14 protein-coding genes are annotated in these 14,991 nt (G+C 71.5%); 9 read left to right on the top strand and 5 right to left on the bottom strand.

What is annotated here, in order from left to right:
• Window positions 1–74: 74 nt before the first annotated feature.
• The 4 genes from WME73_RS29725 to WME73_RS29710 form a co-directional block, all read right to left on the bottom strand.
• Window positions 75–713 carry a hypothetical protein gene (locus tag WME73_RS29725; RefSeq protein ID WP_437739768.1) on the bottom strand — a complete coding sequence of 213 codons (639 nt, stop codon included), beginning with the start codon at window positions 711–713 and terminating at the stop codon, window positions 75–77.
• Between the two features lie 26 nt (window positions 714–739).
• Window positions 740–1,261 carry a hypothetical protein gene (locus WME73_RS29720; protein WP_437739767.1) on the bottom strand — a complete coding sequence of 174 codons (522 nt, stop codon included), beginning with the start codon at window positions 1,259–1,261 and terminating at the stop codon, window positions 740–742.
• Between the two features lie 82 nt (window positions 1,262–1,343).
• On the bottom strand, window positions 1,344–2,438 hold the full coding sequence (locus WME73_RS29715; protein ID WP_437911723.1) for a fibrinogen-like YCDxxxxGGGW domain-containing protein: 1,095 nt from the start codon (window positions 2,436–2,438) through the stop codon (window positions 1,344–1,346).
• 120 nt (window positions 2,439–2,558) lie between these two features.
• Window positions 2,559–3,737 carry a PAS domain-containing protein gene (locus tag WME73_RS29710; RefSeq protein WP_437739765.1) on the bottom strand — a complete coding sequence of 393 codons (1,179 nt, stop codon included), beginning with the start codon at window positions 3,735–3,737 and terminating at the stop codon, window positions 2,559–2,561.
• A gap of 358 nt (window positions 3,738–4,095) precedes the next feature.
• Between WME73_RS29710 and WME73_RS29705 the strand changes: the two genes are divergently transcribed.
• The 8 genes from WME73_RS29705 (at window position 4,096) to WME73_RS29670 (ending at window position 13,896) form a co-directional block, all read left to right on the top strand.
• Window positions 4,096–4,995, top strand: a complete 900-nt coding sequence (locus tag WME73_RS29705) for a 1,4-dihydroxy-2-naphthoyl-CoA synthase (RefSeq protein WP_012237941.1) — start codon at window positions 4,096–4,098, stop codon at window positions 4,993–4,995.
• 196 nt (window positions 4,996–5,191) lie between these two features.
• A complete protein-coding gene (locus WME73_RS29700; protein ID WP_437911722.1) occupies window positions 5,192–7,147 on the top strand; it encodes a glycoside hydrolase family 9 protein in 1,956 nt (651 codons plus the stop codon).
• 230 nt (window positions 7,148–7,377) lie between these two features.
• On the top strand, window positions 7,378–9,306 hold the full coding sequence (locus WME73_RS29695) for a DEAD/DEAH box helicase (protein WP_437911721.1): 1,929 nt from the start codon (window positions 7,378–7,380) through the stop codon (window positions 9,304–9,306).
• Window positions 9,307–9,408: 102 nt separating this feature from the next.
• A complete protein-coding gene (locus WME73_RS29690) occupies window positions 9,409–9,810 on the top strand; it encodes a DUF4398 domain-containing protein (RefSeq protein WP_437739762.1) in 402 nt (133 codons plus the stop codon).
• A gap of 17 nt (window positions 9,811–9,827) precedes the next feature.
• Entirely contained in the window at window positions 9,828–10,799 is a 972-nt protein-coding gene (locus tag WME73_RS29685) for an OmpA family protein (RefSeq protein WP_437739761.1), read from the top strand.
• A gap of 53 nt (window positions 10,800–10,852) precedes the next feature.
• Entirely contained in the window at window positions 10,853–11,695 is an 843-nt protein-coding gene (locus tag WME73_RS29680) for a CPBP family glutamic-type intramembrane protease (RefSeq protein WP_437911720.1), read from the top strand.
• A 157-nt stretch (window positions 11,696–11,852) separates the two neighbouring features.
• Window positions 11,853–13,187 carry a B12-binding domain-containing radical SAM protein gene (locus WME73_RS29675; protein ID WP_437911719.1) on the top strand — a complete coding sequence of 445 codons (1,335 nt, stop codon included), beginning with the start codon at window positions 11,853–11,855 and terminating at the stop codon, window positions 13,185–13,187.
• Window positions 13,174–13,896, top strand: coding sequence for a hypothetical protein (locus WME73_RS29670; protein ID WP_437911718.1), 723 nt, complete (start codon window positions 13,174–13,176; stop codon window positions 13,894–13,896). The genes WME73_RS29675 and WME73_RS29670 overlap by 14 nt, the downstream gene beginning before the upstream one ends.
• A gap of 54 nt (window positions 13,897–13,950) precedes the next feature.
• On the opposite strand, the gene WME73_RS29665 is transcribed toward WME73_RS29670, so the two are convergent.
• Complete coding sequence (locus tag WME73_RS29665) at window positions 13,951–14,643, bottom strand: SDR family oxidoreductase (protein WP_437917444.1); 693 nt, start codon at window positions 14,641–14,643, stop codon at window positions 13,951–13,953.
• On the opposite strand from WME73_RS29665, the gene WME73_RS29660 reads away from it, so the two are divergent.
• On the top strand, window positions 14,584–14,982 hold the full coding sequence (locus WME73_RS29660) for a CPBP family glutamic-type intramembrane protease (protein WP_437911717.1): 399 nt from the start codon (window positions 14,584–14,586) through the stop codon (window positions 14,980–14,982). The genes WME73_RS29665 and WME73_RS29660 overlap by 60 nt on opposite strands.
• The last annotated feature ends 9 nt before the right edge of the window (window positions 14,983–14,991 follow it).

Genomic DNA, 14,991 nt, shown 5'->3' with positions numbered 1-14,991 from the left:
TGAGGAGGCGCTCTACGCGCGGGAGGGGCGCGGGGGCGCGCGACGCGGGCGGGGCGTCCGCGAGCGCGCGAAATTCACAGGAGGAACGAGACGCCCAGCGAGAACGCGGGGTATCCGAGCCGCATCGTGAGCGTCACCTTCTCCGTGAAGTGGAAGCGCCCGCCGACGAACAGGGCCGGTGCGACCCCGAAGACCCCGTCGCGGCCCACGTCGCCGAGATACAGCGACAGCCCCGGCTCGCCGAAGACCGACCACTTCCGGTGAAGCCAGAAGTTCCACTGCATCACGACCGAGCCGAACACGTAGTCCGAGGGCGCCCCGTACCGGTCGACCTCGGTGCAGATACGCGTGCCCGCGGGCCCGTTCTCGAAGCGGGTGCACTCGCCGCGGTAGTCCGCGTCCCCTCCGTAGTGGATGCCGTCAAGGCCGAAGCCGATCCCGACCGAGTCGTTGATGCGCTTGATGAAGCCGTCGGGCGCGATGTCGATGGTGGCGCGGAGCCCGGCGCCGAGGCCGTTCCCGGCGCCGGGGCCGCCGAGCGGCTCGAACGGCGTGAGGAGGAGGTGCGGCTCCAGCTCGACCTTGTAGTCGGGGCGATCGCCGGGGCGCTTGATCGTCATCTGCGCCTCGCCGACCTCGGTCCACCCGATCGTCAGCGCCGCGAACGAGAGCGCGGCGGCCAAAAGGCGCGGCGCGCGAAGCTGCGATGTCATCGCTCTCTGCATCGGTCTCGGTCTCCTCAGCATCCGCCGCACGAGCGCGAGCCGTTCGGGCACATGACCGCAGCCTCGCCGCCGGGGCAGGTGACGCGGCACTCGCCGCCCACGTTGTCGCAGAACACCTCGCATGAGCCCCGGCACTCGACCTCGCAGGTCGTCACGTTCCGGCAGGTCACGACGCTGCCCGAGCCGACGCTGACGCCGCACCGGCTCGTGTCATGGCACTCGTACCGGCAGTCGCGATCGCAGATGGCCCCGCACGCCGCCGTGTTATGGCAGTTGAGGTCGCAGTCGTCCCCGCAGGAGGCCGAGCACTCGTCGACATCGAAGCACTCGAACGAGCACCCGTGCTCGCAGACGGCGCCGCAGCGATTCATCTGGAAGCAGCGCTGGTCGCAATCGTCACCGTCGCAGCCCAGGTAACACTCGTCACCCTGGGAGCACTCGCACGCGTCGCCCTCCACGCAGCCGCCGCTGTTCCAGCAGCTCGCCAGGCAGAGGCTCGCGAAGAGCGTCAAAAAAGTCAGTGCATAGAAGCGCATGGCCGGGCGAGCATACCCGACCCTCCCGAAAATTGTCACGAAATCCGCGGAGCTACGCGCGGAGGTACGCCTGACGCCCGGCTCACCACCGTGTCCAGCGCGAGATTCGCCGCACCCGGGTAGAGCGCGTATTGTCGTTCGCGAGCCCGACCCGGTTCGCGACGTACGTGCTCAGGTGGGGGCCCCAGCCGCCGTCGTCGTGGGGCTCGTCCGCGTCCGCGCCGAGGTTGTAGTGCCAGCACTGCGCATAGTGCTGCGTGACGTTCTGAGACGCGATCGCGCAGTTCCCCGGGTCGGGATCACCGTCGTAGTCGTGCGACGACCACCCCGAGAGGAAATGGGAGAAGAAGACGTCGGCGTCCCCGGAGACGTGCAGGGGGCGGAGGAGCTTCATGGTCGTCGTGTCGATGCCCTCGGCGGTCGCGCGCATGACCTCCGCGACGGTGCCCTCGATATCCGCGATCTCGTCGCGGTACTCCCGGCCGACGAGGTAGAGGGAGCCCCTGTAGAAGTTCCGCTCGAGCGCCGGCTCGCCCTTGGTCCCGAGCCGCTGGGCGTACGGGATGTCCCAGAACGACAGCGTCGTTCCCTCCGCCGAACCGACGCTGTTGTAGACGAGCGCCCACCCTCCTCCGTCCGTCTCCAGATCGCACACCACGGGGAACTCCGGATCTCCTCCGGCCCCGTCCAGATCGAGCGAAACCACGCCGCTCGGCGCGCCGCGGGGGACGTCGGCGCACCGGGCGTAGGCGCACCCCGCGTTGACCGCGCCGTCGCAGTCCTCGTCCTCGGCGGTGTCGCAGCGCTCGGCGGCGGGCAGCACCTCTCCGGCGCATGGGCCGTACCCGTTCCCTTCGTCGTCGCAGATCTTCACGCCGGCGCGGCAGGCTCCGCGGTTCAACGTGTCCGGCGGCCCACCGTAACAGGCCTCCTGGCGACCGGGCTCGCACCCGGCCCCGCCGCTCGAGGCCGAGCCGCCGCCGGCGCTCGAGGCAGAGCCGCCCTCGCCGGCGCTCCCGGCCGAGCCGCCGCCGGCGCTCGACGCCGAGGCGCTCCCGCCGCCTCCGGCGCCGTCGTCTCCGAACCTCCGTACCCTGGTCGAGCAGGCCGACACGGCGGTGAGCAACGCGATGGCCGCGCAGCAGGCTCCTGCGACCGAACCTTGGCCGAGCGACATGCGACCTCCGGGGACACGAACACACGCCACGCGGCCTTATACACCAGCCCCCCCGGCGCGCGCATCCGCCCCGCGCGGTCGGCTGCTCCGCCGCTGCGCGCCGGCACGTTTCCGACGCTTTTATTGGGCGAGGGCCCGTGGCGCGCCCTGGTCGCTTTGCAGCGCAAAGGCGATGGCGCTCTGGAGCGTGCTCTTGGTCAGGAGGCCCCCCAGGTCGAGCGAGAGCCCGACGAGCGTCTGCGCCACCGCTGGCCGGATGCCGGTCAGGATCGTCCTTGCGCCGAGCAGCTGCAGCGCCTTCGCGGTGTCGACGAGGCCGGCGGCGACCCGCGTGTCGATTTCCTTGAGCCCTGTCACGTCGAGGATGACCGCCTGCGCCTGGGTGGACTGGACTCCAGCGAGCGCGGCCGACATCACCTGATCGATCCGCTCCGAGTCCATCTGGCCCACGAGGGGCATGACCATGATGCGATCGGTGATCGGGATGAGCGGCGTCGACATCGCCTGCATCGTGTCGCGGAGCCGCGCGAGCGTCCGCTCGAGCCTGTCGAGCAGCTCCCTGTACGGCGTGACGTCGTGGGCGGTGCCATAGACGAGGCGGCGCGACGGCTCCTCGGCCGCGTCCAGGTGAGCGGTCCACGCGAGCCACCTGTAGGAGCCGTCCTTGCACGCGTACCGGTTGTCGAACTTGATGGTCGTGTGGCCCTGGAAGAGCGCGGCGGCCTCGGCGAGCGTGGCCTCGCGGTCGTCGGGGTGGACGAACTCGATGAACGGCTTCGCGATCATCTCCGAGGGGGACCAGCCGAGGGTGCGCTCCCAGGCCGGGTTGGCGTGGCGGAAGTACCCCTCTGCGTCCAGGGTCACGAGCAGGCCCACGGACACCCGGAACAGCTTCTCGTAGACCGTGGTCAGCTCCGCCGCCTGCGTGAGCTGCGCCGTCCGCTCCCGGTCGCTCGTCAGGTCGAGCGCCGTGGCGACCATGAGGCGTTCGGAGGGCGCTTCGGCCATGTCCACACGGGCGGTCCAGCCGAGCCACCGGTACGAGCCGTCCTTGCACACATACCGGTTGTCGAACCGGCCGTTCGCGCGACCCTGGAAGAGGGCGGTGGCCTCGGCGAGCGTGGCCTCGCGGTCGTCGGGGTGGACGAGCTCGATGTAGGGCCTGGCCCTGAGCTCGTCGAGGGACCAGCCGAGGGTCTGCTCCCAGGCAGCGCTCAGATCATGGAAGTAGCCACGCGCGTCGGCGGTGGCCAGGAGTCCTGACGAGACCTGAAAAAGTCGTTCGTAGCTCAAGCCCATGTCGTCTCCCGCGCGGGCAGGCAGATGCGCGCCCGTCGTCGAGGCCGCCCGCCATCAGCGATTCTCCTGTCCGAACGCCGGCGAGCGCCTCGCGCGCCGCCTGGACAGAGCGCGCACGCGCAATCCCCAGGCGGCGCGACGTCGACCTCACCGCGCGTCGAAGACTGCTTGTCTACGAGAACGGCATATGTGTCAAGGGTATCGGGAGCCTCGTTAGCGGGCGTGCTGGGCCGGCTGCGCCAGAAGGGGCGCCCGGGTCTGGCGAACACGCGCGCGCCCAGAGGCCGCCACTGTCATGTCGCCGAGGTTGCCAGCCCACGATGAGGCGAGTACGGTCCGCGCCCCAAAGGAGTGGACCATGACCGTCTCTGCGATTTTCAACCCGGCGCGCTGGCGTGAGGTCGATGGGTTCTCGTTCGAGGATCTCACCTATCACCGCGCCGTGGACCAGGGCACCGTCCGCATCGCGTTCAACCGACCCGAGGTCCGCAACGCGTTTCGTCCCCGCACCGTCGATGAGCTGTACACCGCGCTCGAGCACGCGCGCACGACCTCGGACGTGGGTTGTGTGCTGATCACCGGCAACGGGCCCTCGCCGAAGGACGGCGGCTGGGCGTTCTGCTCCGGCGGCGATCAGCGCATCCGCGGGAAGGACGGATACAAATACGAGGGTGAGAGCGCGGGGCAGGCCGACCCGGCGCGGCTCGGCCGGCTCCACATCCTGGAGGTGCAGCGGCTCATCCGGTTCATGCCCAAGGTCGTCATCGCGGTGGTGCCCGGCTGGGCGGCGGGCGGCGGCCACAGCCTCCACGTGGTCTGCGACATGACGCTGGCGAGCCGCGAGCACGCGATGTTCAAGCAGACGGACCCGGACGTCGCGAGCTTCGACAGCGGGTATGGCTCGGCGCTGCTCGCGCGGCAGGTGGGGCAGAAGAAGGCGCGGGAGATCTTCTTCCTCGGCCTCGATTACACGGCGGAGCAGGCGGCGGCGATGGGGATGGTCAACGCCGTCGTCCCTCACGCGGAGCTCGAGGAGGAGGCGCTGCGGTGGGGCGCGATCATCAACTCGAAGAGCCCGACCGCGATGCGGATGCTGAAGTACGGCTTCAACCTGCCTGACGAGGGGCTCGTCGGACAGCAGCTCTTCGCCGGCGAGGCGACGCGGCTCGCCTACGGCACGGAGGAGGCGAAGGAGGGGCGAGACGCCTTCCTGGAGAAGCGCCGCCCGGACTTCACCCGTTATCCCTGGCACTACTGACGACGACGTTCCGCCCACGCCACGCCCAGAGCGCACAATCGCGCTTGACACCGACATCCACTTCATCGATGGTGGCGGCGCTGTAAGATTCTGCGCGTGCCGTCTGGTCGCGCGACTTCAACTTCACCTGGAGATACGCATCATGCTTTGTTCTTTTGCTGCGAAGTCGGCTCGTCGGGACCGTTCCTGGCTGTGGTTGGGAGGGTCTCTTCTTCTGGCGCTCGCGGGCGGTCTCACCGCTGTTGGCTGCGGCGGCGATAGCCCCTCGGACGGCGCGGGCGGCGCGGGGGCTTCCGGCGGCGCGGGCGGCGCGGGGGCTTCCGGCGGCGCGGGCGGCGCGGGCGGCGCGGGCGGCGCTGGGGCTTCTGGCGGCACGGGCGGCACGGGCGGCGAGGTGCCGATCGAGACGGTACCGCCGTCGGGCACCGAGCTGATCCGCGTCAACCAGGTCGGGTACCTGCCGGCCGCCGCCAAGGTCGCCACGGTCGTCGCCGCGGCCGACAAGCCGCATGCGTGGGAGCTCGTCGATGCCGGCGGCACGGTGGTCGACAGCGGAGCGACCCGGGTCGTCGGCGACGACGCGAGCTCCGGCGAGCACGTGCACACCATCGACTTCAGCGGCTTCACCACCCCCGGCGAGGGGTACACCCTCCGTGTCGGGGAAGTGTCGAGCCACCCGTTCGACGTGGGCCCGACCATCTACTCTCAGATGAAGTACGACGCGCTCGCGTACTTCTATCACAACCGCTCCGGCATCGAGATCCTGGAGCAGTACGTCGGCCCGGACCACGCGCGTCCGGCGGGGCACCTGCCGGACGAGGCCCCTTGCGGCGCGGATCTCGGCTGCACGTACACGCTCGATGTCACCGGCGGGTGGTACGACGCCGGCGATCACGGCAAGTACGTGGTCAACGGCGGTATCTCCGCCTGGACGTTGCTGAACCAGTACGAGCGCTTCGTCGCGCTCGGGTCCACGGCGGACGACTTCGGCGACGGCAAGCTGAAGATCCCCGAGAACGCGAACCAGATCCCCGACCTCCTCGACGAGGCCCGGTGGGAGATCGAGTTCATGCTCGCGATGCAGGTGCCGGAAGGCGAGGCCAGCGCGGGCATGGTGCACCACAAGATGCACGATCTGGAGTGGACCGGCCTGCCGATGCCGCCGCACGAGGATCCGCAGCCGCGCTTCCTGCGCCCGGTCAGCACGGCGGCGACGCTCAACCTGGCCGCCACCGCGGCCCAGGCCGCGCGCATCTGGCGCGAGCTCGATCCCGCGTTCTCGGCCCAGTGCCTCGAGGCCGCGACGCGGGCGTGGACCGCGGCGAAGGCGAACCCGAAGGTCGTCCCGGACGAGAGCGGCGTCGTGGGCGGCGGCGGCTATGGGGACGCCGAGCTGAGCGACGAGTTCTACTGGGCGGCCGCCGAGCTCTTCCTCACCACGGAGGACGCCGCGTATCAAACCGAGCTCGCGGCGTCGCCCTACGGCGACGAGCTCGCCGGCGTGGACGGCACGTTCAGCGCCATGACGTGGGGACAGGTCGACGGGCTGGGCGCCATCTCGCTCGCCGTGGTCGAGGCTCAGCACGCCGCGGCGGAGCGTGAGGCGGCCCGGACCAAGCTGATCGCCATCGCCGACAAGTACCTCGAGGTCATCGGCGCGGAGGGGTACCGGGTGCCCTTCAAGGCGGACGAGAGAGGGTATCCCTGGGGCTCCAACTCCTTCGTGCTCAACAACATGCTGGTCCTGGCCCTGGCCCACGACTTCACCGGCGCGCAAAAGTACTTCGACGGCGTGGCGTCGGGCGCGGACTACCTCCTCGGGCGCAACCCGATGGACAAGTCCTATGTCTCCGGCTACGGCGAGAACCCGCTCGAGAACCCGCATCATCGCTTCTGGGCGCACCAGCTGGACGCGTCGTTCCCTTCCGCTCCGCCCGGCGCGGTCTCCGGCGGGCCGAACTCCGGGCTGGAGGATCCGGTGGCGAAAGAGGCGCTCGACGCGACGGAGGACCGCGCGAAGTGCGTCCCGCAGAAGTGCTACATCGACCACATCGAGGCGTGGTCGGCGAACGAGATCACGATCAACTGGAACAGCCCGCTCGCGTGGACGGTGGCCTGGCTCGACGAGAAGGCCAAGGCGAGCGCCCAGTGATCCGGAGCGCGGTGGTGGGGCGCGTTGACTGAAGGTGGGGGCGTTCGAGCCGCCAAGGACGCCAGGGAAACCAATAATATTGGTGTTTTATGGCGCCTTGGCGGCTCCATCATCCCGGCAGGGCGGGGGAGCTCCCCCACCCCCGGCGCGCAGGGTGGCCGCGCTGCGCCACGCCGGATGAGCGATTGGCCGCGACAACCGTCCAGCTTCTGCTAGGTTGCGCGGCTTTCATGAATCCAGACTCACCGCTCGACGCCTTGCCCGCGCCGCTCGCGGGCGCCCTCGCCCGCCGCGGCTTCACCTCCCTCACCTCCGTCCAACAGGCTGTCCTCGCCCCTGAGCTCGCCGGGCGGGACCTTCGTGTCTCGTCGCAGACCGGCTCCGGAAAGACCGTGGCCATCGGCCTCGCGCTCGCCCCCCGCCTCGAGCGCGCCCTCGCCGACCGCGCCGCCGCGGCCGCGCCCGACGGCGCGCCCCGGACTGCGGCGGCTCCGGCCGCGGTGATCATCGCGCCGACGCGCGAGCTCGCCGCGCAGATCGCCGGCGAGCTCAGCTGGCTTCTCTCGCCCCTCGGCGCGCGCGTCGCGTGCGTCACCGGCGGCACGAGCTTCGGCGCCGAGGCGCGCTCGTTGCGGCGCGACCCCCTGGTCATCGCCGGGACGCCCGGCCGCCTGCTCGATCACCTGGACCGCGGGACCCTCGACCCGCGCGGCGTCCTCGCCCTCGTGCTCGACGAGGCGGACCAGATGCTCGACCTCGGCTTCCGCGACGACCTCGAGGCGATCGTCGGCAAGATGCCCGAGGAGCGCCAGACCCACCTCGTGTCGGCCACCTTCTCCCGCGAGGTCCGCGCGCTCGCCGATCGCTTCCAGCGCGACGCGGTGAGCGTCGAGGGCACGCGCCCCGGCGCCGCGAACGGCGACATCGCCCACGTCGCCCACCTCGTGCTGCCGGCGGAGCGCGACGCGGCGGTCGTGAACCTGCTGCTCCTCGCGCCCGGCGAGCGCACGCTCGTCTTCGTGCGCACCCGCGAGGGCGCCGCCGAGCTCGCCGACAAGCTCACCGCGCTCGGCCTGCCCGCGCGCGCCCTGAGCGGCGACCTCGAGCAGCGCGAGCGGACCCGTACGCTCGACGCGTTTCGCTCGGGCGCCGTCACGACCCTCGTCGCGACCGACGTGGCCGCGCGCGGCATCGACGTCCCCGAGGTCGGGCGCGTCATCCACGCCGATCCCCCTGGCGATCCCGAGATCTTCACGCACCGGAGCGGCCGCACCGGCCGGGCGGGCCGCAAGGGGACGAGCGTGCTGCTCGTCGCGCCGTTCGCGCGAGAGCACGCGCTGAGGCTGCTCCGGCGCGCGCGCGTCGAGGCCACGTTCCAGCCGGCGCCGTCGCCGGACGACGTGCTCCGCGCCGCCGACGAGCGGCTCGCCGCCGAGCTCGCCGCGGCGCGCCGGGAGGGCGCGGCTGCGGACGACGCGGTCGCGGGCGATGCCGTCGCGGTTGACGCGGCCGCGGTCGACGCGGCCGCGGTCGACGCGAACGTGCGCGGCCCGCGCGAGGCGTCCGGCCCCGCGCCCGAGGCGCGGCACAGGCAGCTCGCCGCCCGCCTGCTCGCGGACATGGACGCGACCGAGCTCGTCGCGGCCCTCCTCGCGCGGGCGAAGCACAACGGCCCCTGCGCTCCGCAGCCCGTCACCGCCGTCGCGCCGCCCCGCTCCGAGCCGCCTCCGTCGCGCGCCCGGCCGCCGGCGCCGCCCTGGTCCGGGGCGCCGTCGCGCGCCCGGTCCTCCGCGCCGCCCTGGTCCGGGGCGCCGTCGCGCGCCCGGCCCTCCACGCCGTCCTGGTCCGAGGCGCCGCCGCGCGCTCGCCCCGCCGCTCGTCAAGGCAACGGGGAGCAGCCCCCGCGCCTCCCCTTCGTGCCCTTCCAGGTCAACTGGGGGGAGCGCCACGGCGCCGACCCCCGGCGTCTGCTCGCCCTCGTGTGCCGCCGCGGCGGCGTGTCGAGCCAGCAGATCGGCGCGATCCGCATCGGCTCCACCGCGTCCGTCGTCGAGGTGGCGTCCCCCGCCGCGCCCGAGTTCGCGCGCGCGGTCAACCAGCCCGACGCGCGTGACGCGCGGATCCGCATCGTCCGCGCGAGCTCGATGCGCGTCGAGTAGCGCCTGCCCTGGCGCGGCGGACCGAGGCAGACGGCCGAGATCGCTCGCAACGGCAGGGGTTTCCTGATTTCTCGGAGACCTCGGGTGTTGTACAACGGCCGGGTGAACCGAAGCCCGAACAACAAGCCACCCCTACGCCGCCTCGCGAGCCCGGCCGCGGTGCTCGCTGCAGTGCTCGGTCTTGCGCTCGCCGCGTGCGGCGGCACCGTGCCTCCGCCGAACGACCAGCTCGCCTCGTCCCAGGCCGCCATCCGCGCGGCCGACGAGATGGGCGCCGGGTCCGACCCGCAGGCCACCCTCCACCTGAAGCTCGCGCGCGAGCAGCTCGAGAAGGCCAAGCAGCAGATGCAGGCCGAGGACAACGAGTCTGCCACGCGCCTCCTCCAGCGCGCCGAGGCCGACGCCGAGCTCGCGCTGGCGCTCGCGAAGGCGCGCTCCACGCAGGCCGAGGCGCAGGAGGCGCTGAAGCAGGTCGAGAAAATGAAGCAGGCGGGGGTCAAGTGAAGCGAGAGGTGATGGTGATGGCATCTCTGGTGAAGAACCCGTCCTGGCCTGCCCGGTCTCTCGCCCTGTGCGCCGCGCTCTACGCGGCGTCGGGGTGCGGCGCGGCGGTCCCGCCGAAGGAGCTCGTCGACGCCCGCGCGAGCTACAGGCGCGCGGCGGAAGGCGCCGCCTCGCGCCTCGCGCCCGCCCAGCTCGACACGGCGAAGCAGGCGCTCTCCCGCGCCGAGGGGGCGTTCGGCGAGGACGCCGAGGCCCCGCAGACGCGCGATCTCGCGTACATCGCCGACCGCAAGGCCCAGGAGGCCGAGGCGGCGGCGGCGCTGCTGCAGGCGCAGCGCGACAAGGCCGCGGCCGAGGACGCGTTCAAGGACCTCTCGCAGCAGCAGCTCGCCAGCGCGAGGGAGGCGCTGCACAGCGGCCAGCAGCAGATCGAGCGGGAGCGGCACGCGCGCGCCCAGGCCGAGACCGCGCAGCAGCAGGCCGAGAGCGCGCGGCTGCAGGCCGAGAGCGCGCGCACCGCGGCCGAGAAGGCCCGCCAGGAGGCCGAGGCGGCGCGGCGGGAGGCCGAGCGCGTCGCGAACGCGGCGCTCGCGAGCCTCAAGGAGATCGCCGCGGTGAAGGAGGAGAAGCGCGGCGTGGTCATCACGCTCTCCGGCGCGGTGCTCTTCGCCTCGGGCAAGTCCGATCTCCTGCCGATCGCCAAGGAGAAGCTCAGCCAGGTCGCGGCCACGCTGAAGGACCAGGGGTCGCCGCCCATCAGGATCGAGGGGCACACCGACTCGACCGGCTCCGCCCAGGCGAACCGCAAGCTCTCGCTGGAGCGCGCCGACGCCGTGAAGGCCCACCTCATCACGGCGGGGCTGCCCGGGGACAAGATCGCGACCGTGGGCCACGGGCCGGACCGCCCCGTGGCGGAGAACACGAGCACCGAGGGCCGGGCCAACAACCGGCGCGTCGAGATCATCGTCAATCCCACCACCCAGCAGTAGAAGCGCCTGCCGCACGGTTGTGCCGGGGGCGCCGGCGGTGATAAGCACGGCGCGTGATCGGACGCTTTTTCCGCCGGATCTGGCAGGAGTACGTCATCGACCTGCGCGATCGGCTCGACGCCGAGGCGGCGCACCACCGGGCCACCACGCCCGCGGGCGAGGTCACCCGCCGGATGGTGTGCGTGTTCCTCACCGTGATCGGGGTGCTCATCTTCGTCCGGTTCGCGGGCAACGAGAACGACACGCGCTGGATGGTCGATGGCCTGCGCGCCGTGGGCCTCGACGGCGCCGCGGCGAGGCTCCATGACGCGCTGAACACGTCGCCGGATCGCCGCTTTCACCAGCGTATCGTCTGGGCGCTCGGCCGCCTCGTCGGTTATCTGATACCGACCCTCGTCGTCGCGAAGCTCGTGCTGCGGGCGCCGATCCGGAGCTTCGGCCTGCGCGTCCGCGGGACGGCGCGGCACCTGCCCGTCTATGGCTTCCTCTTCGCCGTCATGGCGCCGTTCCTCTTCGGCGCGTCGCTCTCGCCGGCCTTCCAGGCGAAGTATCCCTATTACAAGCTCGCGCCGGGCGAGGGCCCGTGGCCCTGGCTCTGGGCGTGGGAGGCGCTCTATGCCGCGCAATTCGTTGCGCTCGAGTTCTTCTACCGCGGCTTCTTCCTCCACGGGATCAGCCGCGCGCTCGGCTACTCGTCGATCTTCGCCATGATGGTGCCTTACGCGATGATCCATTTCGGCAAGCCGCTGCCCGAGGCGCTCGGCTCGGTGCTCGCCGGGTTCATCCTCGGCACGGTGAGCCTGAAGAGCGACTCCATCTGGGGCGGCTGCGCCATCCACATCGTCGTCGCGACGTCGATGGACCTGCTCTCCCTGTGGCATCAAGGGCGTCTATGACGACGCGCGGCCGCCGCCTCGCCGCGTAGAGCAGGCGTCTCGCGGCTGGCTGCGCTACGTGCTCCTCGCACGAACTTCATTTCCCGCCGGGAAGGACCACGATATGCCTCCCTCGACGACGATGGGGCGAAGGTCGCGACGCGCGCTTCTTCTCGCGATGAGCGGCGTCCGGGTCAAGGACGAGGAGCTCGCGCGCCTGGGGCTGACGCTGCCGGGCTTCGTCGAGCGCAGCGAGGTCATCGCGTCGCTGCCGAGCCTGGGGCTGCTCACGATCGCCGCGCACACGCCCGAGGGCTGGGAGGTGGAGTACCGCGAGCTCGACGCCATCGCCGACGCGGACGTCGCGGGCATCGTGGACGGCCGGTACGATGTCGTCGCCATCTCGTCGCTCGCGGCGCGCGCGCTCGACGCCTACGCGCTCGCCGACCGGCTGCGCGCCGAGGGCGTCACCGTGGTCCTCGGCGGCCTGCACGCCTCCGCGCTCCCCGACGAGGCGGCGCAGCACGCCGATTCGGTCGTCCAGGGCGAGGGGGAGCTGCTCTGGCCGGCGCTGCTCCAGGAGCTCGACGAGGGCCGGCTGCGCCCGCTGTACAGCGCCCGGAGCGGCGCGTGGCCCGCGTTCCAGATCGAGGGCGCGCGGGTGCCGCGTTATGACCTGCTCGACGTCGCTCGGTACAATCGGTTCACGCTCCAGGCCACGCGCGGCTGCCCGCTCGCCTGCACTTTCTGCGCCGCCTCGCGGCTCATCAGCCCCTACAAGCGCAAACCTGTCCCGCTCATCCGCCGCGAGCTCGACGCCATCATCGAGGTGTGGCCGCAGCCGTTCATCGAGCTCGCGGACGACAACACGTTCGTGCAGAAGCCCTGGGCGCGGGAGCTCGCGCGGCTCTTCGTCGAGTACAACGCGCGGCGAGCGCGCCCGATCGCGTGGTTCACCGAGACGGACATCTCGGTCGCCGACGATCCAGAGCTCCTCGATCTGCTCGCCGAGTCCAACTGCGCCCAGCTGCTCATCGGCCTCGAGTCGGTCAATCCGACCGCGCTCCGGGCCGCGGAGCCGCGGGGGTTCAAGGCCGCGGAGCGGGCCCGCTACGTCGACTCGGTCGGCCGCATCCAGGAGCGTGGGATCCCGGTGAACGGCTGCTTCGTGCTCGGCTTCGACGAGGACGATGGCGGCGTCTTCGAGCGCACGCTCGCGTTCGCCCGGGAGTGCGATCTCGCCGAGGTGCAGATCACGGTGCTCACGCCGTTCCCGGGCACCGCGCTCCACCGCGCGCTCGAGGTGCAGGGGCGGCTGCTCCGCCCCGTGTTCTGGGACGCGTGCACGCTGTTCGACGTGACCTTCAGGCCAGCGCGCATGAGCGTGGAGGAGCTCGAGCAAGGGTTCCGCTGGCTGATGAGCGAGCTCTACAGTCCGGGGGAGACCGCGCGCCGGCGCAGCCGGTTTCGTCGCGCCACACGCGCCCGCAGGGGACGGCATGCACGATCGTGATCGACCGTCGTTCGCCCGCGCCGCGGGGCGGCTGCTCACCTTCCGGCTCTCGCGCGACGACCTCGCGCGCCTCGACGGGCGGCACCTCGCGCTCGGCCTGGCCTGCACCTGGCTCGTCGGCGTCGGGCGGTACTGGGACGATCCGGTCGCCAGCGCCTGGCGCAAGACGGGCCTTGGCTCGGTCGTCTATGCCATCCTCCTGAGCGCGTTTCTCTGGATCGTCGTGGCGCCGCTCCGGCGCCCGGATGAGCTGCGGCTCTCCTACGCGAAGCTCCTGACCGTCATCACGATGACGGCGCCCCCGGCGGCGCTCTATGCGATCCCGGTCGAGCGTTTCACCTCCATGCCCGTGGCCATCCAGATCAACCTCGGGTTTCTTTCGGTCGTCGCTGGCTGGCGCGTCGCGCTGCTCGTTCACTACCTCTCGCGCGGCGTGGGGTTGCGCTGGCCCGCGGTGATCACCGCGACGCTCCTGCCCCTCGCGCTGATCGTGACGGGGCTCACGTATTTCAACCTGGCCACCGGCGTGATCGAGATCATGGGAGGGCTGCGCGATCGCGCCAGGAGCCCGGACGACGGCGTCAACGGCGTGCTTCTTGTGCTCGCGCTGCTCTCGCACCTCGCGGTGGGTCCGCTCCTGGTCGTCTACGGGGTGCTCGTCGTGAAGGCGCGGTGGTGGCGCGGCGGAGCGGGCCGCCGGGATCGCTGACCCGATCCACGAGACAGGGGACGCGCGGGTCCTGCTCTCCCTCCCTGGGGGCGGTCAGGCCAGGGTCCTGCCGCCGTTCACGGACAGCTTCTGGCCCGTGATGAACTCGGCGGCGTCGGACGCGAGGAAGGCGACGGCCTCGCCGATGTCGTCCGGCGTGCCCATGCGCCGGAGCGGGTTGCTCGCCCGGTAGGCCTCGATGGCCTCGGCGCTCGCGCCCTCCTGGATGTGGCGCTCGACGACGACCCAGCCGGGGGACACCTGGTTGACGGTGATCCCGTGCGGGCCGAGCTCCATCGCCCAGGAGCGCGTGAGGCCGAGCTGCGCGCCCTTCGCCGAGACGTAGCTGGAGAACTCGGGGACGCCCTGCTCGAAGACCTCGGACCCGACGTTGATGATCCGCCCCGACCGGCGCTCCTTCATCCCCGGGACCACCGCCTTCGCGAGGAGGACCGGGCTCTTCACGAAGAACTCGAGCTGGTCGAGGCAGTGCTTCCAGGTCAGGTCCTCCAGCTTGACGAACGGCTGCGGGCCCGTCGCGTTGAGCACGAGCACCTCGACGGGGCCGAGGCGGGCCTGCACCTCGCCCACGAGGCGGTCGTGCTGCGGGCGCCGATCCGGAGCTTCGGCCTGCGCGTCCGCGGGACGGCGCGGCACCTGCCCGTCTATGGCTTCCTCTTCGCCGTCATGGCGCCGTTCCTCTTCGGCGCGTCGCTCTCGCCGGCCTTCCAGGCGAAGTATCCCTATTACAAGCTCGCGCCGGGCGAGGGCCCGTGGCCCTGGCTCTGGGCGTGGGAGGCGCTCTATGCCGCGCAGTTCGTTGCGCTCGAGTTCTTCTACCGCGGCTTCTTCGTTCACGGGATCCGCCGCGCGCTCGGCTACTCGTCGATCTTCGCCATGATGGTGCCTTACGCGATGATCCATTTCGGCAAGCCGCTGCCCGAGGCGCTCGGCTCGGTGCTCGCCGGGTTCATCCTCGGCACGGTGAGCCTGAAGAGCGACTCCATCTGGGGCGGCTGCGCCATCCACATCGTCGTCGCGACGTCGATGGACCTGCTCTCCCTGGCCCACCGCGGGCTTCTCTAGTTCCGCCCG

The organism is Sorangium sp. So ce302 (assembly GCF_051530145.1).
In the GTDB taxonomy this organism is placed as follows: domain Bacteria; phylum Myxococcota_A; class Polyangia; order Polyangiales; family Polyangiaceae; genus Sorangium; species Sorangium cellulosum_B.
This window is presented reverse-complemented; position numbering and strand designations above follow the sequence as displayed.